Source organism: Rhizobium leguminosarum (genome assembly GCF_004123835.1).
Lineage (GTDB): Bacteria > Pseudomonadota > Alphaproteobacteria > Rhizobiales > Rhizobiaceae > Rhizobium > Rhizobium leguminosarum_M.
Window position 1 is genome coordinate 125122 of record NZ_MZMU01000002.1, and the last position, 21791, is coordinate 146912.

Below are 21791 nucleotides of genomic sequence, written 5' to 3' on the forward strand. Positions count from 1 at the left end.
CTTATCCCTGCGCGGCGCTCGCGTTTTCGAATGCTCTCGCGAGCGGCGTCTCGTCCCATGTACGGCCGTTATAAACACGCCCGCTCAATTTTTTGTTTACTCCACCCCATTGCTTGAAGAAAAAGGCCGCGCCTGCCGCAGCGCATTGGGCATGGATCTCGTCGATCCAGTGCTGGTCGATCGGACGGGCGCCCGGCCCGGACTCGCCACCGACGATCGCCCATTGTATCCCCTCCAATCGTACGCCTTCGACCGGGCCAAGCAGGGGTTCAAATGACACAAAGCGGACTTTCGCCGGAACAGATCTGAGTGCTTCTATCCGGTGGGCTACTTGCTGGTCCTCGACACTTGTTCCCAACCACACATTGTCAAGCAATTGGAGGTGATGTGTGGTCATTTCGAGCATGCGGTCCGGCCGTTTAGTCAGGATCTGATAGGTGTGGTGCGGCGTACGACGCATGACCTCCCACACCTTTCCCACAAAGGACAACGGCACGCTTGGATGGAACAGATCGGACATCGAATTTACGAAAATAAGGCGCGGTTTGCGCCATCGCTCCGGAAGAAGAAGGGCCGCTTCATCAAGTACCACGTCGCCGGTCCACTTCGCGCGTCCTCCCGTTTTGCGCGTCAGCCCTTGATATTTATCGACCCCCATGGCCTCCAGCCGGGCTGCCATCCGCATGGCATAGCAGTTTGTGCAACCCGCGCTCATGATTGAGCAACCGGCAACAGGGTTCCAGGTAACGTCGGTCCATTCTATCTTTGTCTCGGACATTGCCTTGCCCTTTCGGTCGAGTCATTCGATCAGATTGTTCATTTCAGTCCTGAGCATAGTCAGCTGCAGATCCGTTTTTCCAGCGGCGATTTGATCCAGTCGGCTTAAGGAACCCGGACCGGCCAAAAAGCGCTGGTAGGCGTGCCGCCGCCTTGAGCGGCGAAACCAAAAAAAGGGCGCCTGAAGAGGGCCGGATGCCTCCTGCTTGACCCGCTCCCACTCTGCCTTCAATACCCACTGTGCGTGGCGTATCATAATCTCGTCTGCCAGTATGACTGACGCCGGCGAATGAAGCCGCGTGGCAGCCTCCAGCCTTTTCGCACAACGCAGCAGATTGCGCGCTTCAGGTTCCGACGGGTTCAAACGCAGCGTCAGCTCGGACAGCAACGAATGCAGTTCACCCGCATGTGTGGCCCACTCCTTGCTATCGATAGCGGTTGCGCCACTTCTGAGCGCGCTCAGCCGGTCGGCGGCGCCGGAGAAGGCGCTGACATTGCCTCGCAGCGCTTCTATCCACTTCGACCGCTCGGCGGTAACGGCGTTGATATAAACCGAGCGACGGGAAACGACGTAAGAGACAATCGCACTGACGGTCGCAGCGATCAAAGCGCCCATAGCAGTAAACCACGCTGCAACAACTGGCGAGCGAGCGGCATCCTGCAATACATCGATCCACCACGTTGCCACGGATTTAGTACCTTTCCTGGTTTTGGACCTCGCCTTCACAAAGCGAAAGGAGAGGATCGGGCGCACCACAGTTCTATATCTTGAGCTTCGTCAGGCAATCCTTCATAGCACCCCCCAAGCCCGAAACCTCCCCCTCCCCGTCATCTCGCGTAGGCCGAGTTCCTCGACGATCCGCAGCGCCGCCCGCGGCGTGATGGCAAGCTCCTTCGCGATCATTCCGGCCGACACCAGCGGCCGCGCCATCACCAGCTCGAGCTCTGGCAGTTTTGAGGACGTGCGCCTCCCGATCAGCCGGCGCTCCATCAGTTTTAGCGCCAGCGCCAGCCGGTCATGTTCCTTCAGGCCGAGCTCTGCGGCGGCAATGATCCCAGCAAGCATGGACAACAACCGGGTTTCGCGATCGCGATGGCGGCGGCGATCGACGGGGATGGTCTTGAGTCCAAAATTGAAGGCGGCCAGATGCGCCGCCGCCGTTAGTCCTGCCTGCCGCAAGATCGAGGCGGCGAGCAGCCGACCGAGCCACGGCGCATGCTGCAGCACCGATAGATCGTTCCAGGCATCGAGGGCGACCACCGCCTGCAGCACTGCGGGTAGGTCTTGTGTCTGCCGCAACACGCCGCGCCATTCTTCCAGACGCTCGTCCTCGTCCCAGTCGAGATCGTAAACCAGCGGATCCTTTTCCGAGGCGCCGGCGCGGCCGGGCCGTCTTGCCTACTCGATCGCGGCGTCTGAGCGAGCCAGCACCGCATCAATGGCGGCGAATTCGGCGTCGAGCGGGCTTACATCATCTTCAACTACCTCCCCCTCCCCTCTTCCGACGACCTCGTCGGCAGCCGGCGCGGTCTCGTTCCCGCCCGCGATGCCGTCCGACGCCTCCGTAGCCGCCTGGCCACGCAGGCTGCGGAGACCGTCGGGAGAAAGCGCCCAGCCGGGCGGCTGCGCGGCGATGCGACGGCGGGTTTTCAGCACGTCGCGGGCGATGGTCAGTTCGTGGGTGGGGTGCGGATGTCGCGGGTGGCATCGTGCAGGACGAGGTCTTCGAGATGGACGAGTTCGCCGTCGATCCACAAAGAGGCGCAGGCATCGCCAAAATGGCAACGTTCGATCCACCCTCCCCGACCGGCGAACGGGCGATGCGCTCGTCAAGACACGCCAGCACGATGGCAGCCTCCAAATGGCCGCGAGAGCGCAAGATGCATAGTTTGGCTGGATCTTAACGCCTTGAAATCATGGTAAACACGCCATTAACCAGAAGCGATATACATGCTAACTTCCGTCATCGCTCGGGATTTTCCACGAAGTTCTAACCATCGATAAGTATCGGTTATCGATGGTACGACGATCACTCTCCGATCAACTCCCAGTTAGATGCGCAAGAGCATGCGTTTTTTCAGCGCCATTGCGTGGTGACGGGTTTTTCCTACCCGTTCCTACTGAGTGCGATCTGCCTGGAAAGCGGCATTCACGGTCGTCTTCGACTAACGCGCTCCTCGAAGGAACGTGATCTCGGAGGCGATTAGGTCGGACAGATTCCCTCTCAAAACTGCGAGTAGACGATATAAGATCTTTCGCCTATCGATTGCTTATGAAATCGTCGCTTGAACATATGCCGCTTCGCAAGCAGCGAGAACTCGGCCGGATCCTCGAAATCCTCCACGAGGAATTCGAGGACGCGTTGAAAGAGGGTACCGCCGATTTCAAGAAGCGCGGCAGGATCCTTAAGATCATCCTGTTCGGCTCCTACGCCAAGGGCGGATGGGTCGATGAACCTTTCACCATGAAGGGGTATCGCTCCGATTTCGATCTGCTGATCATCGTCAACAACCGCAAGCTCTGCGAGTTCGCCGAATACTGGCACAAGGCGGCTGACCGGCTGATCCGCGAGAACTCGATCGAAACGCCGGTGAGCTTCATCGTCCATTCCAGGCGCGAGGTGAATACCTACCTCAAGGAGGGGCAGTATTTCTTCTCCGACATCCGCAAGGAAGGCATCGTTCTCTACGAACTGGACGATGAGCCACTGTCGGAGCCCGAACCGCTTTCGATGGAGGACCGGCTTCGCGTCGCGAAGGAGCATTTTGAGCAAAGGTTTCGAGCGGCAACTCGTTTCCTGGAAATGGGCCGCTTAGCGATAGATCGGGGGTATGCAGAGAATGCTGCTTTCGAACTTCATCAATCTCTCGAGCAAGCCTATTCCTGCATCCTGCTCACTCTGACCAATTACGGCCCTCCATCGCACAACATCAAGTTCCTGCGCTCACTCGCCGAGGAACAGGACCGCCGCCTGGCCGAAGCCTTTCCGCGTGATCAGCACAAGGAACGCGCCTGGTTCAACACAGTGAACGAGGCATATGTGAAAGCGCGCTATTCGAAACATTACGAGATTAGCGAGGAGGCTCTCACCTGGCTCGGCGAACGGACGACCGTGCTGCTCGACTTGGTCAGGACGATTTGCTCCGAGCATCTCGAAAAGCTCCAACACGACAGCCGCTAGGAGCCGGACGGCGCGGCTCGCGCTACTCAATCGGTGCAGTCGTCGGCCCCTTTCCGGCCTCGGGTCCTGACAGGTGGAAGACCGAAGGCTGATCAGCGAGATTTAACAATGGCTTCAATCGGCCCGAGGCGGACCTCGCAGCGGGCGATCCGGCTTCTCAAGGTTTTGCGGTCAGGACAAGATCGAAGGTCTGGCCGCTCGTCTTGGAGACCTGCAACAGGCGGGTGCGAACCGAGGCGCCGATGTTCTTGATCTCCTTAGCCATTGGCGGTCAGTGCCTCGAGATAGGGCCGAACGACCGTGGCGACCGTTCCTCGCTCAGCCTGCCTAGCAATCTCGCCCGGCGTCGTCTTGCGCTGGCGCAGCGCTTCCTGAAGGCCTTCGATCGCCACGGACAGGCCAATCTTGTTCCGATATCGGAAGCAATCGGCGATCGTCTTTGCGACGCCGAAGACCTTCACGGTCACCCCCTCGACAGCGTGGGTTTCAACACCCTCTGTTAGAAGACGATCTGTGAAACGCACCAGCCGAATGGGCGTGCCTCCGGGTTTAGGGGACCAGTCCTTCTGACCCACGGCGAGCCAAACCTGCCGCGGGAGCTGATCAGTCAGACCATGGAAAGCCAGGGCCGAAACGAGGCAAACGACGCCTTTGGGAACCCGTTTGGCGGCCTCTGCGAGACTGTGGTGAACGTCGAGGGGCGCATCAGAAAGTTGATAAAGTCCTCGCGCGAGCCGAAGCACCTCGCCGTCGCGTTCCATGCGGCTCATGGTTGCGGCTGTTACGCCCGCCTCGCGCAGCTCTACCAGGCGCGAAATTCCGCGCGCGGTCAGCACGGTATGGGCAATCTGGCGTTGGGACATGGATGGTGGCACGATACAAAAACTCGGAACATAGGACCTATTATCCGAGGATTTGTATCATTCTTTGGCGAGAAAAGGTGTTCCGGTCGAATAGGCTGCCCTGGTTCGAGGCTCAAAGCAGGGAGACAGGAATCGATCACGCGTTATGTCAGTGTGGGCGGAGTGGTCGACCGAAGCCCCATGGCGGACAGGTCTAGAACGAGGGGTTGCAGGAGGGCGCCGGTCGCCAGCAGTGTCAGCTGCTCGAATGCAAGCCTGGCGTTTCGTTGCCCGCGGACGGTGCATCCGTAGCACCCTTCGCTGGGAGGAATTTGCCAGCTACCGCCGAACATGCCGCCAGCTGGTTATGTTCGAAGCCTCGACAAACCCCACAATCGCATCATCTCCGCTGGAGCCGAGATTTCTCCCGGGATCACATAGGGGTCTCCAGATCGTAGCGTCGTGGCGCTCGTGCGCTTCTTGATCGGAAGCCCGTGGCCCATGTTGCTGACCGAATAGAGGGCCACTTTCAGCTCGCTTTTGACTTTCCACGACTGCAATCTGCCCCATGGTTTCTCCTCCAAACGGCCGCTGTTTTCTGCAATGCCTTGGACTTCGAGCCACTGAGCAACACACGCGAGCGCATTGACAGGCTTGACCACCCGGTCTTCCATGCCCTGCCAGATGGTTATCGCAGGCCATGCGTTGGCTTCCGGGGAAATCTCAGCGATGGGTCTTCCCCATCCGCTCGGCGGCGGCGTCGCACCTGACTTCATCGCGCGCAGGGCCGACATCGTGTCGCGGGCAGATCCGAATGGCATGCCGGCTATGATTGCGGCGCCTGCAAACAGTGAGGGATAGTTCGCGACAAGTGCGCCAGTCATCGCCCCGCCGGCGGACAGTCCCGCAACGAAGATCCTCGAACGGTCGATGCGATGTCGCTCGCATATGTGCTCGACCATCTGCTTGATTGAACGCACCTCTCCGCGGTCTCGAGCGACGGCGCTTGGTCGAAACCAGTTAAAGCAATTTTGCGAATTGTTTGCTCTCTTCTGCTGCGGATAAAGAAGAACGAAACCGCGCTCTTTCGCGAGCTTGGAGAAGCCGGTCGCGACATCCAGGCTTTCGGGAGTCTGACCGCAGCCATGAAGCAGGACGACAAGCGCGGGGTTCTTCGGCAGCCGCGTCGTCGGAACGAAGGATTTCATCACCAGGCGGCCCGGATTGCTTCCAAACGCGGTTGTCTCGACCAAAATCGGTTTCGCCGGACGGGATGTCGAACGTTTCGTTCTACTTCGGGTCGTTTCGGGAGCTTTCTCGATCCGCTTGCTGATTCTCTTTTGGGCTCTGAGGACCTTTAATAGCGACCTGCCGAGACTGAGCTTCATAGGTCAAGGTTCTCAATCCGCGACAGGAGCGTTCGCAGACCCGGCTGCGCGCGCGGCGTCGCGCACGGCGTCCTTTAGCGGGAACCACTGCGTCTTACGGATGTTCTTCTCCGGAAACTTCTCCGCGATCCTCGACACGTGGAGAAGATGGACGGCCACTTGGTAGCGGTTGGGACTCGTGTCTTTCCGATAAGAAAACATACCGAACACGGTCTTGTCGACGACGCCTGCGACCCCGGCCTCCTCGAATGCCTCTCTCAGCGCCGCGGCGCTGCTGACCTCACCACCTTCGACGTGCCCCTTCGGAATGCCCCATCGACCGTTCCGTCGGCTGCCTACAAAAAGGACTTCAACTCCACCGTTTTCGTTCCGACGGTAGCAGAGAGCACCAGCCTGCGCGACATCGCGACCAGACACGGTTTTCGTAAGTTCCGTCTGGGCGTTTTCGTTGAGCATCGTCCGCCTCCGGTTTCGAAGCCCGCGCAAGCTAGCTGGGCGACGTTCAAGAGTCCAGTTTGCTTCATCACGGCGGGGAACTGCTCCAAGCGGAAAATGCGCCTTGGTTCCCGTTCACCATTTCCCCACAGGTTCTTCACAAGATATCCCCAAGAGAAGGCTGCGTAATCTCGTCGTTTCTTGGCAGCGACGCCTTTCAGTGGACAATAACGGGCGACAATTCTGCGACAGAAGCAAGGTCTTTCAAATGCGGGAGGAGTATGGTGGCCTACCTTCTTGAGCGCGTGGCGGCGGACGCTCGAAGGGAGCGGCAGCCGGTGATCTTCGCTGGCTGCCGCTCGGTGCTACCGCTCAAACCACCCCTGGGTCTGGATGGAGCCGAAGCGGTGGAGCTTGCGGATCGCCACCGCCGCTGCAACCGTTCTGGGATGGCCGTGCCCATTTGATCCATTCGTGGTCGGCGAGAGCAAGGAGGCTGATCGGAGGCCTGCCTTTGTTGAGCAGCTTAAGCGGCGACGCCAGCTATACTCTTTTACATGCCCGCCAACATGCGCCAGAGCCGCGAAATTAAGGTCAACAACGCACCAGGGCTGCTTGCTCGCCAAGGTCGTTGCGGATGGTCGTAGCAGCAACTCCTGCCTGCCCCATGGCATGGCTGATCTGGTCAAGACCGGCGACGACGTCTCCTGCGGCGTAAAATCCCGGAACCGTGGTCCTCTGGTGACCATCGACGCGAACACATCCTTCGTCTGAGAGCCTCGCTCCAAGACGTGATGCCAGGTGCGAACATATGTCGGATCCGAGAGCCGGATATATGGAAGCGAATGAATAGGTTTCCGTTGGCGTTGTGACGCGGATCATATCATTGTCCAGATCCGTCGAGGCGATGGGGCCGATTTCCACTCTTATTCCAAGGTGGGTCAAGGACGACGTCTCGATTTCGGACAGATCATGGACGCCCTCGGGCGATATCAGCGTGAGATCCTTCGTGTAACTTCGAAGGAAAACGGCCTCCTTGAACCCCTTCGTTCCGGTTCCGATTACACCGACGGGCTTGTCCGTTACCTCAAAACCGTCACAGACGGGACAGTAGCGCAGAAGGCCACGAGCCACGGCTTCATCATGGGTTGCCTGTGGCATCGCAGGCCGTCGGTTGACGACACCGGTAGCTAAAAGTACGGTCCGAGAGCGGATGCTGCCGTTCTCGAATTCTGCCATGAACAGGTTGTCGACTTTATGCAGCGTCGTGATCCTGCGGCGTCGAATGGCTGCCCCGTAGAGCTGAGCCTGGGCGTTCATTCTCGCCAGCAGCTCGGTGCCGCTGATGCCGTCCGGGAATCCGGCGTGGTTGTGCGACATAGGGATGCTAGAGGCCCGGCTGGAGTCATCGTGGAAGACCGTCACGGAAAGATGGTAGCGCGCCAGGTAAATCGCCGCGGTCAGGCCAGCCGGACCACCCCCGATGACAACACAGTCGTTCACTTTATCCTCAAATGCGTTCGTCATCATGCCATTCCGTATCCTGTTGGCCCCAACCGGAATTCCAACAGTGTGGGCGACATGGCCAACCTCGGCAAACGGCAATAGTTCCATTGTCCGGTAACCCAACTCACCATGTCCTTGACGTCCATGCGGTTGCCGGGGCTCTGGGGGGCCACCAAATTCGGATGGCCTCCCGCCCCAGATCCCCCGGAGGACGGACCACAAGGTTGGGTAGCAATGAGAGGGGCCCGAGATAGGTTTCACGAAACCATTGCCGAATTAGCAGGTCTGCTTCCAGCGCTGGGGACGAAGCCAAAGTGGACGGGTGGACGTCATCGGCATCGCCTCGATGTGAATCGCGGCGACGTCTCGGTCTTACAGGTAACATGGTCGTCGCGGCCCCGGCTGACTCTGAGGACAACGCGCTCATGGCGTTCCACATCGGCCAATGTTCATCGATCGGAACAATCTCGAGCGAGGTACTGCGTGCCACTCTCGGGTCGCGCTTTTCTGCACTTTGTGCGAGCGGCATGGGTGCAACTTAAATCAATGTTCACGCATACAATCCATCTTGATTATGCTTGGCTGAGCGGAGTTCCAACGGTGGCGATTTGGAAACCAGGCCCGGTACGATGCACGAGGCACTCATGGCAACTAGGTCATCTTCATTGAGCAGGTCGAAGCGGCGCATACCGTTCACGGTGGCGAAATTTGCCGAGGCGACGAAATTGTCGCTGATCTCGATCGACAGCCACGGGGATATCGAGTTCGTCAATCCGTCCGCGTGCGCGCTGTTCGGTTACAGCAAGGGGGAGATGATCGGAAAGCCTATCACCATCATTATCCCCGAGCGGATGCGGGGCGCGCATATGGCAGGGCTGCAAAAGGTGTCTGCGGGGCAAAAGCCAAATCTCGGCGGCAGGCCAGTCGAGGTGTCGGCGGTCAAGAATGATGGCACGGAGTTTCCGATCGAGATCACCCTATCAACCTGGCGCGGCAAACGCGGGTTCTGTGCTGGTGCCGTCATCACCGATATTTCGGAGCGACGGGAGCGAGAGGGGCGCCTGTTGCGACTGGCGAGCCAGGATACCCTGACTGGACTGCTCAATCGTCATCGCTTTTCCGCGCTGCTTGCCGATACGCTTGCTGCAGGAAACGCTGCCGCCATCATTCTATTGGACCTGGATGGCTTCAAGGAGGTGAACGACACGCACGGACATTTGGTCGGCGATAGTCTTTTGCAGGCCGTCGGTGTCAGGCTCCCATACATGCTGCGCCCCGATGCCAATATAGCCCGCATTGGCGGCGACGAATTTGCGGTGCTGTTGCAGGGTGTAAGCGACCCGCGCGCCGTTTATGCACAAGCCGATGCAATCCTCCAGGCATTTGCAAAGCCGTTTGAACTGGGAGGACATGTTCTGGAACTCGGCACTAGCATCGGCTTTGCTCTTTCACCGACCCACGGGGTGGAAGCCGAGGAGCTGATTGCCAGTGCCGACTACGCGCTGTACCGAGCGAAAGCCGCAGGCGGACAATCGATCCGGATGTATGACGCCACCATGCGGAGCGAGACGTCGGCGCGTCGCGAACTGCGGGACGAACTGCTTGCCGCGATGCGTCAAGGTGAACTGGAGCTCTTCTATCAGCCCCAGATAAAGCTCTCCGACGGAGAGATCATCGGACTTGAAGCCTTGATCCGCTGGCATCATCCGGTTCGGGGCCTGCTGACGCCCGCAGCCTTTCTTCCTGCTCTCGATCAGAGCGCGCTGGCTTTGGATATTGGCTGGTGGACGCTTGACGAAGCCGCAAAGCGCGCCAGCGAGCTGCAGGCGTCAGGCTACAAAATCAGGATCGGCGTCAATCTCTTCCCAGGGCAGCTGCGCGCACCCAATCTCATCCAAAAAGTGGCCAGTGCACTTCAAAGGCATTCCCTTGCACCAGAGGGACTGGAGCTCGAAGTCACCGAAACGATTGCACTTGCGGACGACGACCGTTCGCTGGAGGCGATGACGGCCCTGCGGGAACTTGGCGTTGGCATCGCCTTCGACGACTTTGGAACGGGATATGCTTCCCTCAGTTCGTTGCAGCGCTATCCGCTGACGACGCTGAAGATCGATCGCGGATTCATCCAGCAGATCCGCAGCAGACCGAACGATGCTGCGATCACCCGGGCACTGATCGGCCTAAGCCGGGACATGGGACTGGAGACGGTCGCGGAAGGCATTGAAACACGCGAACAGGAGGAGGCTCTGGTGGCCTTGGGTTGCCCATGTGGTCAAGGCTACCTCTACGGGCGACCTATGCCGTTCAGCGCGGTCTTGAGTCTCATCGAGCAGAAGGCAGCATCCGCGGCGCCGGTTGGTCGGCAAGAAACCGGAACCTTCATTCGGGCTAGGCTCACGCCCTAAAGAGGGGGCTCGAAGCAACCTTGCCGCCTGCAGGTCGCGTGGACGAAGTTGCGCGGTAGAATGGAGCTTGGCGAACCTAGACCGGTTCGCCGTTAGGAGCGCAATAAAAGAGGTGGTCAATCCCGATCGCAATATGCTGGGCGCCGACTTGGAAGTTCATTCGCGCCGTCGCTCCACTAGCCGAACGAAATTGCATGGCGTGATCGTCCCCTCCTTTAGAGATGCCAATGGCTGCGATGACTTCGCGGATGACCGCGGTCGACAATCGCGCTTGAAAAAGAACTCACAGCGAGCCCGAGGTTCCGGACGTCGAGGCGATAAAAGCTTCATCCTCAACTCTGTCCATAATCGGGAAAATCCGTGTGTTTAACTATGTTGCTTAGCCTTTGATTCATCCTTCCGGAGCAGTTTGCGGCCGGAATGGCTGGGAACCAACCTCAAAGGATCGGACGCTATGACCTATGCACTTGTGCTTTTCTCGGCCGTAACGGCGATCGTGGTGTCCATTTCGGCAATCGGCACTGCACCGGCGCCGTACAGCAAGTGGCCGGAAATCCACGCGGAAAAGACCTCCAGACTGGTGCCAATGCGCCAGCCCTAACGCGCCGTCCTCGGTTGGGCACCGGACTAATCGCGATAGAGGAATGGATACGATGCTGTCCTCCGAACAAAAGCGTGAATTTCACCGAGCCTTCGAAGCTCGTCGGCCCTCTGCCGACGGCGAAGCGGACGCCTATCTTGAATTCGACAGTGCCACTCCATTTTCTCCCCTGGAAGACGGTGACCTTTCATTTCGATTGGCGCTGACGAGCAATGAAACGCTCGATCTTGCGACCAACCCGATCTGCGCGGGTCGGCTGGCCGCAGCCTTGCTCGACCTGATATCGAGGAGGGGAGATTTTGTCGTCGACCTAACGATCTGGGACGCAAGAAGCGGGGGAGCCGCTTGTGAAGCTCACGCCTTGACGAGTCACACACGCAAAGCGGCGCGCTGACCGCAAAAATGGTGGTCATCGAAAAATGAGCAGCGCCCCTTGTCGGCAAGTGTCATCGAATAGGGTCCGATATTCGAACCCGAAAAGGCCATTGCCATAGGCGCGTTCGAGAAGCCTGCGGCCCCGGCTGTCAGGCGCGGCGTCAGCGAAGACGCCCGCCAGTGCGTCGCGCATATTTCCCGGCTGGCCAGATGTGTGAAATGGCCCAGCCTCAAAGGGAAAGGTCGGCTGCACGTCAAAGGCACGGAGATTCTCGATCCGGTTCATTTCTATGGGAGGAAAACAGCTCAACAAGGTGGCTAGCGTCGGGAATACGGCTGACGACCATCGATACCAATCCCACAACCGGCAAATCGGTCACAAGCCGAATTGACCGACTTAAAGAGATCGTCTTCCATCGCCATCGGAACGGTAGCCTCGACCTCGAGGTAAAGCCGATCAATAGTGGCCGCCAGCGGTTCGCCGAGGGCGATCATCTCGCCTGTGCCGAAACTGACCGTGGCGTGCCCGGTGGTGGTGTTCACCGCTCTTGGCGACTTTGATTAGTGGGGTAACGGAGGCGGTCAGCTCCGATCGGCAGCAGGCCAGTCGTTTATGGTCGCTTACCTTCTTGAGAGCAGGCGGCGGATCTCGAAGGGAGCGGCGGCCCGCAGACCTCGCGGGCTGCCGCTCGATGTCTCCGGCAACACAACCGGCATCGCCGAGGTGCTACGGCGACTCTTCGATGGCATCAGAACGCTTTCCCGAGTGCGAGACTGTCCTACCTTGTGTTCCTCCATGTCGAAGGCAAGCGACCCTCCGCCTTCCGACGTTCCATCGGGGTAGCCGAAGTTATGGTTTTACGGGGAAACTTCGCTCAGGCGGCTCCTCTCATTGGCGCCTCGGCTCCTCGGCTTGCTACATCACGACGCCAGCCTGTCTTCCTTCATTCGCAGCCTCACAACGAGCCCGGCTTCTGCCCACTCGTATGAGATCGATCCGCCAAGCGGGCCGCCGACGGTCCGTTGGACAAGCTTGCTTCCGAACCCTTCCGCGAACTGCGGCGCTTCGGCGACGGGGCCTCCGTGTTCCGTCCAAACGATTTCGACGACGTCGTCTTCGATTTCGCCGGAAACGTCGAGCAGTCCTTCCTCGACCGACAGGGCTCCGTATTTCAGCGAGTTGGTCGCCAGTTCGTGAATGACGAGCGCGAGGTTGGTCGCCGACTTTTCCCCAAGACCCATGCGTGGGACGGCAACGCGGATACGTCCGGAGAAGGCGTCATCGTCGTCATAGGGCGCTAGAAGTACTGTGAACAGATCGCCTAGCAGCGCAGCATGTCCCTGACTGTCCGGCAATGGTCGAACGACGTCGTGGGCCCGGCCGAGAGCGATCAGACGCTGGGTCAACTGCCGGGCCATGTCCTCCTTGGTTTCTGTTCCGCGAGCCGTTATGGCTGTCAGACCTGACGCAAGCGCCAGCAGGTTCTTGACGCGGTGGCTCATCTCTCCCGCGAGGAGCTCATGCCCCTCCTCCGCCTGTTTGCGGCCAGTCACATCGAGGAAGACGCCCGTCATCTTCTTGGTGTTAGCGTCTCCGGAATTTCCCTGACCGCGGGCCGAGATCCAACGGACGATTTCATTGTCGATGATGATACGGAAATCGATCTCGAACGGGCCGTCAACGGCCCGCGTTGCGGCAAACGCCGTGCGCACCCTCTCTCGGTCGGCCGGATGAATCTTCGCCGAGAGATCCTCGAAGGTCAGGTCTCCGTCGTCGACCACCTCCCACAGCTCGTAGGCCTTTGTGTCCATCACGAAGGTGTCGTCGCCGATGATCCACATCCACAGGGCCACTCCCGCCGACTTCATCGCGTTTCGGAATTCCTCCGCGGTCCATTGAGGCTGGGTCATCTTGCTGCTCATTGCATACCTTTCGGGTTTGACTCCGACGCGTAGGTGTACCCGCTAGGCAGATGAGCGACAAACAGAATCCGTGGACCGTCTACGAAGCACCTATGTCGAAGCAATTCTGGAACAGCGAGGTGGAAAAAACGTTGAGGAACAACAGGAGAAGAGCATGGCTAGATACCCGATTCCCAGCTCCCCGAAGGTTCGCCCCGCGCACCGCATCGCCACACACCGAACCAACCGCATCAACGCAATCCTTTGGTTCATCGGCGCCGCGATGGTTGCCTTCTCGTGAGTGCCTTGGTTGCCAGCCATGTCCTCTAAAAAGCGCTCCAGCACTGACGACAGCCAATCAGCGGACCGTCGTTACGAAGCCCGGCCGGAGACGGGAGGGACGTGGATGATCGTCGACACGTTTACCGATCTTCCCGCCGCGTCGGACGGAAGAGATCTGGTGAAGCTTCGCAAGGATGATGCGACGGAGATGGCGGCTGAATTGAACCGGTGCGAGGTGGAAGGGTCGGCAAGCCCGCTCGTCTGACCTCAAGCTGCGGGACAAACAAGCATGCGCGAGATGACCCGGCAGGACGTCGCGATGGAGCGAGCGAGCTCCAGTGCGTTCGCTTCGTCGGCGCGACTGGCGGCGAAGCCCTCGAGTATAACGTTCGCCCCCAGCATCGAAACTTTCAAGTTCGTGCATTTGATCCGAGGATCGGCGGCGACCGCCGCCTCGATGGACGCCCTCATGCTTGCTGTCGAGCAACCCGCCAACTGACCGTCGGAGGGTCTGCCATGGGTATGAAGCTGCATGATCATCGGCTTGCCTTTCGCAGACTGCCTGATGAACGCGCCAGCGTCGACTTTGTTCGATAGCCAAGGCGATGAGGCCAACCCCTTCAGCCGCTGATAGATCACCAAACAAGCTGCAACGCGTAAGCGTTGCCCCCAGAAGTGAGCCTTCGCTTCTGGGGGCAAGTTTACTGGTCGAGGCCGGGGTTATTGGCATGCATTCGCTGCATCAGGCTGGGTCGACGTGTTGCCGGAGGTCGGGGCTGGGTTGCCTGTTCCGCCGGCCTGCTGGCGTTGGCAATCGTTTGGATCGCCACCGGAGCCGTTGGTGCCGTTCGTTCCGGCTCCGCTCTGGGTAGTTGCCCCCGTGGTGCCGGAGTCCGTGTTGCCGGACCCCTTACCGCTTGTCCCGGAGGCTCCGCTGCTGCTACCGCCACCAGATCCCGATCCGCTGCCGCCACTGGAACCCGAGCCGCCGCCCGATTGCGCCATTGCCGATGTTGCCATGCCTATCGAAATCGCTACTACTGCTATCATTTTCAGAAGCATTGGTACTCTCCTTGCTGCTTCATTGCTGACGGTTAACGAACACGGCACTTTCGAGATTGTTTCCGTTCGAAAGCGTACAGGACCGCAGCTTCGGTTCTCTTGACTCGCACGGCCGTCGGAACACGATAGGAACATCCGCGCGGCGGCCATCCGAAACCTGCGGCAGGCTGATGGTAAGAGGCTTCAGTTCGACGAGCAGGTCGAAGGCAGCGCGGACAAGTCCGGCACCGAAGCTATGTCGGGGAACAGCAGGATGGACTTCGGATGCCGCGTGGCCTCGAAAGCAAGCGCTAGGCTGATGCGGCTTCTCCTTCGAGAAGTGGACGACCCCGTTTGACGAAGCGGCGGCTGCCTACATAAACGCGGGCCGCCGACTGGTAGAAGGCGGCCTCCGTGCCGGGCGCCCGGACGACGACCATGGATAGCGGCGCCTGCCCGAAACCCGCGATCTGAGCGAACCAGAACGCCGACATCGTTCCGATCAGGTAGGCCAGCGAGGCGCGCAGACGAGCTATGTCCCCGACCAGCAGCCCGATTGCGGCCATCGTCAGAAGTGCGACCGCACGGGCGTCGAATCAAGAAGTTTCCGGATCGACACACTCGTGATCGGCTCATGGCCTACCCCTTAGGCCACCTCCCACCCGGTCCAACGCTGGAAGTTCGATACGAAGGGAGAGACCATCGTCGCGCCAGTCGCGGGTGATCGTGCCCCCGAGTTGCCTTTCGATGACCGCACTGATGAGGACGGTACCGAACCCCCGGCCTTGCTGCGTCGGTGTTCGGGATAGCCCGCGTTCCGTCCAGTCGAGGATCAGGCCGCTTCCCTCCTGCTGCCACGCTATGTCCAGCCAGCCCCCACCGTGCGAAAGTGCGCCGTGAACTGCCGCGTTCGCCGCAAGTTCGTGGAGTGCCAGACCGATTGGCTGGACCGAAGGTGCCGGAATCATTACCGCCGGTCCGGCGGCCGTTACGCTATCGAGACCGAAGACGCCGATCTGGGTAAGGACGATATTGTCCAGCGCCACCTGCTTCCATCCGTTTTCGGCCAGCAGCATGTGGGTCCGCGCCAACGCTTGGACGCGTTGCTGGACGGACGCGGAGTATGCCTCGACGCTGTCGGTCTTCGACAGACGGACGACGCTGTCAACGATGGCGAGAACGTTCTTGGTCCGATGGTCGACTTCCAGAAGCAGCCGGTGTTCCGCTTCCTCTAGCGTTTGGATACGCCGATGTTCCGTCACGTCGATCTGCGAGGCGAAATAGTAAGCCACCATGCCATCGTCGTCCCGAAGGGCGCTTATATGAAGCTGGTTCCAGAACGGAGTGCCGTCCTTCTTGTAGTTCAGGATTTCGATCGTGGCGTCGCGGTGTTGCGCGATCGCGGCTCGGATCTCCGCGACGGTGGTTCGGGATGTCGCCTCGCCTTGAAGAAAGCGGCAGTTCCGACCGACGACCTCGTCGGCGGAATAGCCCGTCAGGTTCAGGAAGGACTCATTCGCGAGCACGATCGGGAGATCGGGTTGGCGGGCGTCGGTTACGACGATAGGCATCCGGGTTCGTTCGAACGCGAACGAGGCGAGTTCCTTGCGGTCGGCCATCCCCTGCGCGGATGCGGCGGCAGGCCGGTCGCCGTGAATGTTGGAAGCTTCTACGTTGGACAATGGCGCACCTTCGGAGTCTCATACGGCGGAAGAACGTCCGTAAACGCTTGAAGTTGCAGCGCTGCCGAGAGCTTGTAGCGGAAACGTCACTTGTCCCGCCGTACATCGAGAGCTACGGTCGGGAAAAGGATTTCGAGAATGAAGCTTGGGCGGGTGCTCGTTGTCGAAGACGAGCCATTCATCGCGTTGGACCTGGAGGCGATGCTGGAGGAATTCGGCGCGACGTCCGTTTTCTCAGTCGACTCCCGTACAGACGCTCTTCAATGGCTTGCCACGAACATTCCAGATGTCGCGATCGTCGATCCACACGTGAACGACGGCATCTGCACGGATGTGGTCGAGGTCCTGACAGCCGCGCATGTGCCGTTCGTCGTCTACTCGGGGGCGGAGGTCGACGAAGGCGACGCCGAAGCTTTCTCGCACGGGGAATGGCTGTCGAAACCGACGATGCCGGAGATGCTGAGGGACACGCTCGGGCGTTCCATCGGCCGCAGACGGTTGCAGGACTGATCGGCCCTCCTCAGTCCTCGATCTCGAAGACCGCCGCGTTGTCCTGCACTTCCCTCAGGCCTTTCTCTACCATTTCACGCTGAACCTGACCTTCGCCCCGATGGCGTTACTGTCGCCGGTGCGATTTCGCCCCGGCCATTTTTATTTGCTCTCATGGAAATGCGCCAGGCCATTCGATCGACGGTTCCTCGGCCTCGGAGCCTGGACGATCTTCGGCTGGATCGGGATCGCGCTCGTAGGCGGTTCGAAGGTTGGCAATCTCCTTGACGATTGCGTCGTAGACGTCCGACTGCTTCGCACCTTTCACGACGAACGAGTCGACGAAGTCCTCGAGCTGGTCACGAAGCCGGTCTTTCCAGTTGCCGCTCATCTTTGATCCTCTGGCTGAAGGCGGACGACCTGGCGAAGCATTCCCCAAGTCGGGCAATGGGAAGACGTCCTGCTGGTGGGCGCGGCGCCCTCGTCCGGTTCAAGATCGGGGTGCGGTTCTTCGCCCGGAATGCGATCGGGATCGGGCGGTGGATTGTCGAGCGGCGGCACGGATGGTGGCGGCACGATCGGTTCAAAGGGAACTGACATTTGGCATCCTCCTCGTCGTTTGAGAACGCGGGGAATGCCGGCAAGTTCCGGGATGGCCGAGGACCTCCTTCGATCAGTGGAAGTTCCGGCTTTTCACCATCAAGGTATCGATGTGCTCATCTCGCGTATGTCGTCTCGCTCCAGGTCCCGCCCTCCGTCGGATTACTTCACCAGCAGTGTCAATGGCGTGGTGGGAACCCCGGCGTTAGCAGTTTCGGCGATCCCTGCGAGCAGCATCGACGATCTTGGTTCCCACGGCGGCTCGATAGTAGATCTCGGTCACCCGAAACCGACCATCGATGCGTTTGCACTGGACGATGACGTCGATCGCGATCTCCAGCATTTCGCGGATGTCGTTTCGCTCCAGGTCCCGTCCGCCGTCGGATTCCTTCACCAGCAGTGTCAGCTGTTCGAATGCAAGCCTGGCCGAGTCGGCATGCACGGTGGTGATCGAACCCGGATGACCTGAGTTCACATTGCGAATGTAGTAGAACGCGGTCCCGTCGCGCAGTTCCTGCAGAAGGATGCGATCCGGTCGCATACGAAGACAGGATTCGAGCAGATCCTTCGCCCCGACCTTCGCCAACCCTTGGCCGCCCTTGGAATAGAAGAGGCGGACATGGTTCGGTTGCGGGATGACGAGTTCGGGCGTGTCTTCGATCGAGATGATACGCTCGCTCGAGGGGATGTGGCGGATCAACGCTTTCGAAAGCGTTGTCTTGCCAGAGCCGGTCGCCCCGGAGATGATGATGTTCTTGCGCGCGTAGACGGCCTCTCGAAGAAATGCCTGGTATGACCCGGTTCGATGGAGGTCCAGAAGCCTACGGTCGATTGCAGAGACGTCCGCTTCTTCCCTTGCCACGTCGGCGAACAAGCCATCTTGATCAAGATCGTTCAGGCTCAGCGACACCGACGACGGCTTTCTGATGGTGATGCTGACCGTTCCCTTCGTCGTCGCCGGCGGGATCACGATCTGAATCCGCTCGTCGCCCGGCAGGGTCGCAGAAAGGATGGGCCGGGTTTCGTCGATCGACTGGTTGGAATAGCTGGCGACAGCCCTCGCGAGGCGCATCAGCTTGTCGAATGACAGCTCTGGCAGATCATGGATCTGCCACCCAGCCGTACCCTCGGTGACCACTTGGGTCGGCCAGTTGATGATGACCTCGTAAAGCGACTTGTCGCGCAGGAAGGGCGACAGCGGTGCCAGCAACTCGCGCACGACGCCAGAGTCGGCTCCCTCTGTCATGGCGGGGCTACTTCGTGACCAGGGTCGATGCTTGACGGAAGTCGCCAAGAACCGCTCGATCGTAGATGCGGTTGCGCGGTTCCGTCACGCGAAGCCGATAGACGCTCGAGAAGTCGAGATCACGGGCCACGAAGATCGAAACCAGCTCTCCCTGATGCTTCAACAGGGTCGGCGGAATGTTGATCGACTGCTCGACGGCGATGGTCGCGGCCTGCTTGCCGGCGCTCGTCGTGTTGTCTGCCTCGATATCGCTATCCTGCAACTGGCTGTTGGCATAGGAGGTCGCGTCGCCGACGATCGACAACAGGATCGCGCTGCCGAAACGCTCCCACCAATGGCTATCGACATCCCCGTCGACACCGGCACGCCCGAGGGCATCGGTTGCCGGCGACGCCAGGGTGATGATCACCCCCGTCGGCGTCTTTGCCCGGTTCCAGAGAACAAACAGGCGCTTCTGACCGCGGCGAAGGCCGCCACGATATTCCCCGACGACCTGCGTGCCCTTCTCCATCAGCACGACCCGGCCGTTATCCGACAGGACATCGCGGTTGATGACACAGCTCGTGAATCCTGCTTGGTCGGAGGAGAGTGCTGTCTCCAGGACGCACGGAATGGAGGTGCCCATGGCAACAATGAAATCCCGATTGCCAAGCGTGCCGGCCCGCGAGCCCTGCAGCTGTGTCGGCGTCAGCATCCGGTTGAAGCGCAGGTCCTCGTTTTCCGCCTGGCCACCGAGACCGCCCTGATTGTTCCCGAGCGGAACGTAGGTCGAACTGGCATCGGTGCTGGCACCCTGGTCTCGAGGATGAGGCTGTGGAGATTTTTCTCCACCATAGGCGATGACCGGCGCGCGGCGGGCGGCGTCGAGAAGCTTCTCATCCTCGCCCGCCTGCTCGGGCATTCCGGGCGTCGGCAGGAGCGTTTCCGGCGGCGTGGCGACCGGTTGCACCGGCTCCTTCGCCGGCTCGAAATCGGATGTCTGCCGGATGACGACGCGTTCGGGCTGGACCCCGTCGGCGAGCTTCTCCTGGCCGCGCATCGACCAGAGCGCAAAGCCGACGAAGGCGATGATTGCCAGCGCCACCACACCACGTCTCACCGTCGGGTTGTTCTCGAGGCCCCGACCCGTGGTCGTTTCGGCGCGCTCACCAGGAATGTGGGTGCTGTCTTCCTCGGCCATGACGTCCTCCTATTGTCCTGTCGCAGCCTGCGTCTTCACAACACGCTCGACCGAGGGTGATGTCGTATTGGTGTCGGGATTGATGCCGATACGATCATAGGCCTCGTTGAAGACGCAGAGGACGTCGCCTCCCCTGCGCAGGATGAACTTGCGGCTGATCGCGTGCACCAGCACCAGATTGTTCTCGACCGACTTCGGCACGAGGCTCTCGCTGCCGTCGGAATTTTCCATGTAGATCGCCGGCATTTCCTGGTTACCGGCAAAGGCGAAGGTTGTGACCTTACCGTTGTCGTAGACCGCCTGCGGTTCAAGTGCTGCCGAGCCTTGCGCCGAATAGCGCCAGTTGCGTGGCCCATAGGCTTCGTGAAGCGCAAGAACCTTGTCCGCTTCGCCGGCCTGAGCTGCTTGCCCGCGAGCAGCGGCATCGAGCCTCCGGCGTTCGGCTTCGTCGGCGGGATAACGATACTTCACATAGAAGTAGGTGTTCTGCCCGGCCTCGACGGTGCCATCGCGAACTGTGAGCTCCATCTGGTAGCTGCGGGTCGATCCGTCCCGACGGGTCGTCACGACCGAGATGTTGGTCACCGGCTGGTTTTCGCGGGGCTTCAGAAACAGGATGTTGCCGGCAGGCGCCACTTCCCATGCGACGCTGTTGCCGAGCGCCACATGGGCGATTTCCTCGTCGGCGGCGAACTCTATCTGCACCGAGGACCGCAAGGTGCCGACGATCTTCGTGATGTTGTAGGGCTGGTAGTCGATGAAACGGACGCGGCTATCCTGCGATGCGCCGCGCGGGACTTCCAGCGCCAGCGCCGTCGTAGACAGGCTGGCGACCATGGTCAGGGCGATCAGGAAACGTGGCTTCAATTGATGGCCTCCGGATCGGCCCGATATTCGCTGACGGCGAAACCAAGCGGATTGGTCAGTCGGTCGGTCGAGGACATCGGGGCGTTGACATAGGAGAAAGTGAGCGTCGCGACCCAATGGGTGGTCCTGACGTCGTCACCGCGGGTGACGGTTCTGATATAGCGCACCGAGGCCACATTGGCGTTGATCAGCGAGATCGAGACGACATTGATGCGTGACGTCGCGCCGCGGCCATAGATATTCTGTGGAGAGTCCGGATTGCCGCCTCGATAGATCGCCGCGAAACGCGTCTGTTCCGGCTGGGTCGAGAGCAGGGCGACGGTGCGAAAATTCTCCTCGGCCTCGCTCCAGACATAGGCTTCCCGCGCACGAACATACTTGGCGGCGAAGTACTTGGTCACCGCCTCGTCATAGGAGCCGGCAGTCGAGGTCAGCGCCGAGACGACGTCGACGATGCCGGTCGAATTGTCGACCCGAACGACGAAAGGTTCGACCGTCTTCAAAGGCGTGAGGCCGGCAACGGCGAAGATCGAGGTCGCGGCAAGCACGCTTGCTGCGATCGCGATGGACCAGGCGATGCGCGCCGACCGCTCCACCTGGACCAGCCGATCCTGGTCGAAGCGGCGCGCCTTTTCGAAATAGCTCTTCAGACTGTCCGTACTCACCATCTCACCCCTCCTGGCACGGCCGATAGGAACCCGCGGCATCGAAATGCGCGAAGGCGACAGGTTTCTCCGTCAGCGGCTCTTCGCCATAGGAAGACACCTGGCCGGTCGCCGTCGCCGGGACAGCGTCGGAGCCGCTTTGCTTGGCGGGCTTTTTATCCTCCCACTGCCACATGGCGCGGTTGAGCGGCCGGCGCGAATAGCCATCGCATCTGGGCAAAGGGTGGGACTTCGAAGCGCAGCCGGTGAGCTCCATGGCAAGGAGGAGCGAGACGATAAGGCGGATCATTGGATTGCAAACCTCTGAAACGTTTGTAGTGGAGAAG

Annotated in this window: 26 protein-coding genes and 2 pseudogenes; 9 read left to right on the forward strand and 19 right to left on the reverse strand. The window is 60.1% G+C overall.

The features are described 5' to 3' along the window. Nucleotide 1: 1 nt before the first annotated feature. The 3 genes and pseudogenes from B5P46_RS01985 to B5P46_RS01995 form a co-directional block, all read right to left on the reverse strand. Nucleotides 2-778, reverse strand: a complete 777-nt coding sequence (locus B5P46_RS01985; RefSeq protein ID WP_129417224.1) for a DUF5131 family protein — start codon at nt 776-778, stop codon at nt 2-4. A gap of 21 nt (nt 779-799) precedes the next feature. Further along, nucleotides 800-1534 (reverse strand): hypothetical protein, encoded by a 735-nt coding sequence (locus B5P46_RS01990; protein WP_164986431.1) that lies wholly within the window; start codon nt 1532-1534, stop codon nt 800-802. A gap of 33 nt (nt 1535-1567) precedes the next feature. Then, nucleotides 1568-2660: pseudogene (locus B5P46_RS01995) on the reverse strand (RHE_PE00001 family protein). 390 nt (nt 2661-3050) lie between these two features. Between B5P46_RS01995 and B5P46_RS02000 the strand changes: the two are divergent. Continuing rightward, nucleotides 3051-3959 carry a nucleotidyltransferase and HEPN domain-containing protein gene (locus tag B5P46_RS02000; protein WP_129417226.1) on the forward strand — a complete coding sequence of 303 codons (909 nt, stop codon included), beginning with the start codon at nt 3051-3053 and terminating at the stop codon, nt 3957-3959. Nucleotides 3960-4128: 169 nt separating this feature from the next. Here B5P46_RS02000 and B5P46_RS35330 read toward each other — a convergent pair. From B5P46_RS35330 to B5P46_RS02025, 5 genes and pseudogenes are all read right to left on the reverse strand, one after another. Beyond that, nucleotides 4129-4224 (reverse strand): annotated as a pseudogene (locus B5P46_RS35330) (nucleotidyl transferase AbiEii/AbiGii toxin family protein); the annotation flags it as partial. Next, nucleotides 4217-4822 (reverse strand): type IV toxin-antitoxin system AbiEi family antitoxin domain-containing protein, encoded by a 606-nt coding sequence (locus B5P46_RS02010; RefSeq protein ID WP_432431464.1) that lies wholly within the window; start codon nt 4820-4822, stop codon nt 4217-4219. The gene B5P46_RS02010 and the pseudogene B5P46_RS35330, both read right to left, overlap by 8 nt. 344 nt (nt 4823-5166) lie before the next feature. Beyond that, nucleotides 5167-6189, reverse strand: coding sequence for an extracellular catalytic domain type 1 short-chain-length polyhydroxyalkanoate depolymerase (locus B5P46_RS02015; protein ID WP_129417228.1), 1023 nt, complete (start codon nt 6187-6189; stop codon nt 5167-5169). 12 nt (nt 6190-6201) lie between these two features. Then, complete coding sequence (locus B5P46_RS02020) at nt 6202-6645, reverse strand: NUDIX hydrolase (RefSeq protein ID WP_245456088.1); 444 nt, start codon at nt 6643-6645, stop codon at nt 6202-6204. 573 nt (nt 6646-7218) lie between these two features. Continuing rightward, nucleotides 7219-8151 carry an NAD(P)/FAD-dependent oxidoreductase gene (locus B5P46_RS02025; protein ID WP_129417521.1) on the reverse strand — a complete coding sequence of 311 codons (933 nt, stop codon included), beginning with the start codon at nt 8149-8151 and terminating at the stop codon, nt 7219-7221. Between the two features lie 623 nt (nt 8152-8774). On the opposite strand from B5P46_RS02025, the gene B5P46_RS02030 reads away from it, so the two are divergent. The 3 genes from B5P46_RS02030 to B5P46_RS02035 all read left to right on the forward strand — a co-directional run bounded on the left by B5P46_RS02030 (nt 8775) and on the right by B5P46_RS02035 (nt 11530). Continuing rightward, nucleotides 8775-10535 carry an EAL domain-containing protein gene (locus tag B5P46_RS02030; protein WP_245456089.1) on the forward strand — a complete coding sequence of 587 codons (1761 nt, stop codon included), beginning with the start codon at nt 8775-8777 and terminating at the stop codon, nt 10533-10535. 454 nt (nt 10536-10989) lie between these two features. Next, on the forward strand, nt 10990-11136 hold the full coding sequence (locus B5P46_RS34220) for a hypothetical protein (protein WP_164986432.1): 147 nt from the start codon (nt 10990-10992) through the stop codon (nt 11134-11136). Between the two features lie 43 nt (nt 11137-11179). After that, nucleotides 11180-11530: a hypothetical protein gene (locus B5P46_RS02035; RefSeq protein ID WP_245456090.1), complete on the forward strand. Its 351-nt coding sequence runs from the start codon at nt 11180-11182 to the stop codon at nt 11528-11530. Between the two features lie 299 nt (nt 11531-11829). On the opposite strand, the gene B5P46_RS02045 is transcribed toward B5P46_RS02035, so the two are convergent. Further along, on the reverse strand, nt 11830-12054 hold the full coding sequence (locus tag B5P46_RS02045) for a hypothetical protein (RefSeq protein WP_129417230.1): 225 nt from the start codon (nt 12052-12054) through the stop codon (nt 11830-11832). A 378-nt stretch (nt 12055-12432) separates the two neighbouring features. After that, nucleotides 12433-13434, reverse strand: coding sequence for a sensor histidine kinase (locus B5P46_RS02050; protein WP_129417231.1), 1002 nt, complete (start codon nt 13432-13434; stop codon nt 12433-12435). Between the two features lie 154 nt (nt 13435-13588). Here B5P46_RS02050 and B5P46_RS35255 point away from each other — a divergent pair, with 154 nt between their 5' ends. From B5P46_RS35255 to B5P46_RS34225, 4 genes are all read left to right on the forward strand, one after another. Next, nucleotides 13589-13714 carry a hypothetical protein gene (locus tag B5P46_RS35255; protein WP_276314818.1) on the forward strand — a complete coding sequence of 42 codons (126 nt, stop codon included), beginning with the start codon at nt 13589-13591 and terminating at the stop codon, nt 13712-13714. A gap of 105 nt (nt 13715-13819) precedes the next feature. Beyond that, nucleotides 13820-13960, forward strand: coding sequence for a hypothetical protein (locus tag B5P46_RS34780; RefSeq protein ID WP_240603741.1), 141 nt, complete (start codon nt 13820-13822; stop codon nt 13958-13960). A 24-nt stretch (nt 13961-13984) separates the two neighbouring features. Beyond that, nucleotides 13985-14194 carry a hypothetical protein gene (locus tag B5P46_RS02060; protein ID WP_129417233.1) on the forward strand — a complete coding sequence of 70 codons (210 nt, stop codon included), beginning with the start codon at nt 13985-13987 and terminating at the stop codon, nt 14192-14194. A gap of 342 nt (nt 14195-14536) precedes the next feature. Next, nucleotides 14537-14860 carry a hypothetical protein gene (locus B5P46_RS34225; protein ID WP_164986433.1) on the forward strand — a complete coding sequence of 108 codons (324 nt, stop codon included), beginning with the start codon at nt 14537-14539 and terminating at the stop codon, nt 14858-14860. 187 nt (nt 14861-15047) lie between these two features. Here the strand turns inward: B5P46_RS34225 and B5P46_RS02070 are convergent, their stop codons facing one another. Both B5P46_RS02070 and B5P46_RS02075 read right to left on the reverse strand, forming a co-directional pair. Beyond that, the gene (locus B5P46_RS02070) at nt 15048-15302 is read right to left on the reverse strand and encodes a hypothetical protein (RefSeq protein WP_129417235.1); all 255 of its coding nucleotides are present in this window, start codon (nt 15300-15302) and stop codon (nt 15048-15050) included. A 66-nt stretch (nt 15303-15368) separates the two neighbouring features. Further along, nucleotides 15369-16418 (reverse strand): PAS domain-containing protein, encoded by a 1050-nt coding sequence (locus tag B5P46_RS02075; protein WP_129417236.1) that lies wholly within the window; start codon nt 16416-16418, stop codon nt 15369-15371. Between the two features lie 138 nt (nt 16419-16556). Between B5P46_RS02075 and B5P46_RS02080 the strand changes: the two genes are divergently transcribed. Further along, the gene (locus B5P46_RS02080) at nt 16557-16928 is read left to right on the forward strand and encodes a response regulator (RefSeq protein WP_129417237.1); all 372 of its coding nucleotides are present in this window, start codon (nt 16557-16559) and stop codon (nt 16926-16928) included. Nucleotides 16929-17079: 151 nt separating this feature from the next. On the opposite strand, the gene B5P46_RS02085 is transcribed toward B5P46_RS02080, so the two are convergent. The 7 genes from B5P46_RS02085 to B5P46_RS02115 all read right to left on the reverse strand — a co-directional run bounded on the left by B5P46_RS02085 (nt 17080) and on the right by B5P46_RS02115 (nt 21754). Continuing rightward, complete coding sequence (locus tag B5P46_RS02085) at nt 17080-17298, reverse strand: hypothetical protein (protein ID WP_129417238.1); 219 nt, start codon at nt 17296-17298, stop codon at nt 17080-17082. Continuing rightward, nucleotides 17295-17507, reverse strand: a complete 213-nt coding sequence (locus tag B5P46_RS02090) for a hypothetical protein (protein ID WP_129417239.1) — start codon at nt 17505-17507, stop codon at nt 17295-17297. Before B5P46_RS02090 ends, B5P46_RS02085 begins: the two co-directional genes overlap by 4 nt. 205 nt (nt 17508-17712) lie before the next feature. Further along, nucleotides 17713-18753: a P-type DNA transfer ATPase VirB11 gene (virB11, locus tag B5P46_RS02095; protein WP_129417240.1), complete on the reverse strand. Its 1041-nt coding sequence runs from the start codon at nt 18751-18753 to the stop codon at nt 17713-17715. A gap of 7 nt (nt 18754-18760) precedes the next feature. Further along, the gene (gene virB10, locus B5P46_RS02100; protein WP_129417241.1) at nt 18761-19933 is read right to left on the reverse strand and encodes a type IV secretion system protein VirB10; all 1173 of its coding nucleotides are present in this window, start codon (nt 19931-19933) and stop codon (nt 18761-18763) included. A gap of 9 nt (nt 19934-19942) precedes the next feature. Continuing rightward, a complete protein-coding gene (gene virB9, locus B5P46_RS02105) occupies nt 19943-20800 on the reverse strand; it encodes a P-type conjugative transfer protein VirB9 (RefSeq protein ID WP_129417242.1) in 858 nt (285 codons plus the stop codon). Continuing rightward, entirely contained in the window at nt 20797-21468 is a 672-nt protein-coding gene (locus tag B5P46_RS02110; RefSeq protein ID WP_129417243.1) for a virB8 family protein, read from the reverse strand. The genes virB9 and B5P46_RS02110 overlap by 4 nt, the downstream gene beginning before the upstream one ends. Before the next feature lies 1 nt (nt 21469). Then, the gene (locus B5P46_RS02115; RefSeq protein ID WP_129417244.1) at nt 21470-21754 is read right to left on the reverse strand and encodes a hypothetical protein; all 285 of its coding nucleotides are present in this window, start codon (nt 21752-21754) and stop codon (nt 21470-21472) included. Between the last annotated feature and the right edge of the window lie 37 nt (nt 21755-21791).

Coding starts and splice junctions, on each gene's coding strand:
- B5P46_RS34220 (WP_164986432.1), top strand. CDS start 10,990: ATGACCTATGCACTTGTGCTTTTCTCGGCCGTAACGGCGATCGTGGTG.
- B5P46_RS01985 (WP_129417224.1), bottom strand. CDS start 778: ATGTCCGAGACAAAGATAGAATGGACCGACGTTACCTGGAACCCTGTT.
- B5P46_RS02060 (WP_129417233.1), top strand. CDS start 13,985: ATGCGCGAGATGACCCGGCAGGACGTCGCGATGGAGCGAGCGAGCTCC.
- B5P46_RS02110 (WP_129417243.1), bottom strand. CDS start 21,468: ATGGTGAGTACGGACAGTCTGAAGAGCTATTTCGAAAAGGCGCGCCGC.
- B5P46_RS02070 (WP_129417235.1), bottom strand. CDS start 15,302: ATGGCCGCAATCGGGCTGCTGGTCGGGGACATAGCTCGTCTGCGCGCC.
- B5P46_RS02115 (WP_129417244.1), bottom strand. CDS start 21,754: ATGATCCGCCTTATCGTCTCGCTCCTCCTTGCCATGGAGCTCACCGGC.
- B5P46_RS02090 (WP_129417239.1), bottom strand. CDS start 17,507: ATGTCAGTTCCCTTTGAACCGATCGTGCCGCCACCATCCGTGCCGCCG.
- B5P46_RS02085 (WP_129417238.1), bottom strand. CDS start 17,298: ATGAGCGGCAACTGGAAAGACCGGCTTCGTGACCAGCTCGAGGACTTC.
- B5P46_RS02000 (WP_129417226.1), top strand. CDS start 3,051: ATGAAATCGTCGCTTGAACATATGCCGCTTCGCAAGCAGCGAGAACTC.
- B5P46_RS02030 (WP_245456089.1), top strand. CDS start 8,775: ATGGCAACTAGGTCATCTTCATTGAGCAGGTCGAAGCGGCGCATACCG.
- virB10 (WP_129417241.1), bottom strand. CDS start 19,933: ATGGCCGAGGAAGACAGCACCCACATTCCTGGTGAGCGCGCCGAAACG.
- B5P46_RS02010 (WP_432431464.1), bottom strand. CDS start 4,822: ATGTCCCAACGCCAGATTGCCCATACCGTGCTGACCGCGCGCGGAATT.
- B5P46_RS02050 (WP_129417231.1), bottom strand. CDS start 13,434: ATGAGCAGCAAGATGACCCAGCCTCAATGGACCGCGGAGGAATTCCGA.
- B5P46_RS34780 (WP_240603741.1), top strand. CDS start 13,820: ATGATCGTCGACACGTTTACCGATCTTCCCGCCGCGTCGGACGGAAGA.
- B5P46_RS02035 (WP_245456090.1), top strand. CDS start 11,180: ATGGATACGATGCTGTCCTCCGAACAAAAGCGTGAATTTCACCGAGCC.
- B5P46_RS35255 (WP_276314818.1), top strand. CDS start 13,589: ATGGCTAGATACCCGATTCCCAGCTCCCCGAAGGTTCGCCCCGCGCAC.
- B5P46_RS02015 (WP_129417228.1), bottom strand. CDS start 6,189: ATGAAGCTCAGTCTCGGCAGGTCGCTATTAAAGGTCCTCAGAGCCCAA.
- virB11 (WP_129417240.1), bottom strand. CDS start 18,753: ATGACAGAGGGAGCCGACTCTGGCGTCGTGCGCGAGTTGCTGGCACCG.
- B5P46_RS02080 (WP_129417237.1), top strand. CDS start 16,557: ATGAAGCTTGGGCGGGTGCTCGTTGTCGAAGACGAGCCATTCATCGCG.
- B5P46_RS02020 (WP_245456088.1), bottom strand. CDS start 6,645: ATGCTCAACGAAAACGCCCAGACGGAACTTACGAAAACCGTGTCTGGT.
- B5P46_RS02025 (WP_129417521.1), bottom strand. CDS start 8,151: ATGACGAACGCATTTGAGGATAAAGTGAACGACTGTGTTGTCATCGGG.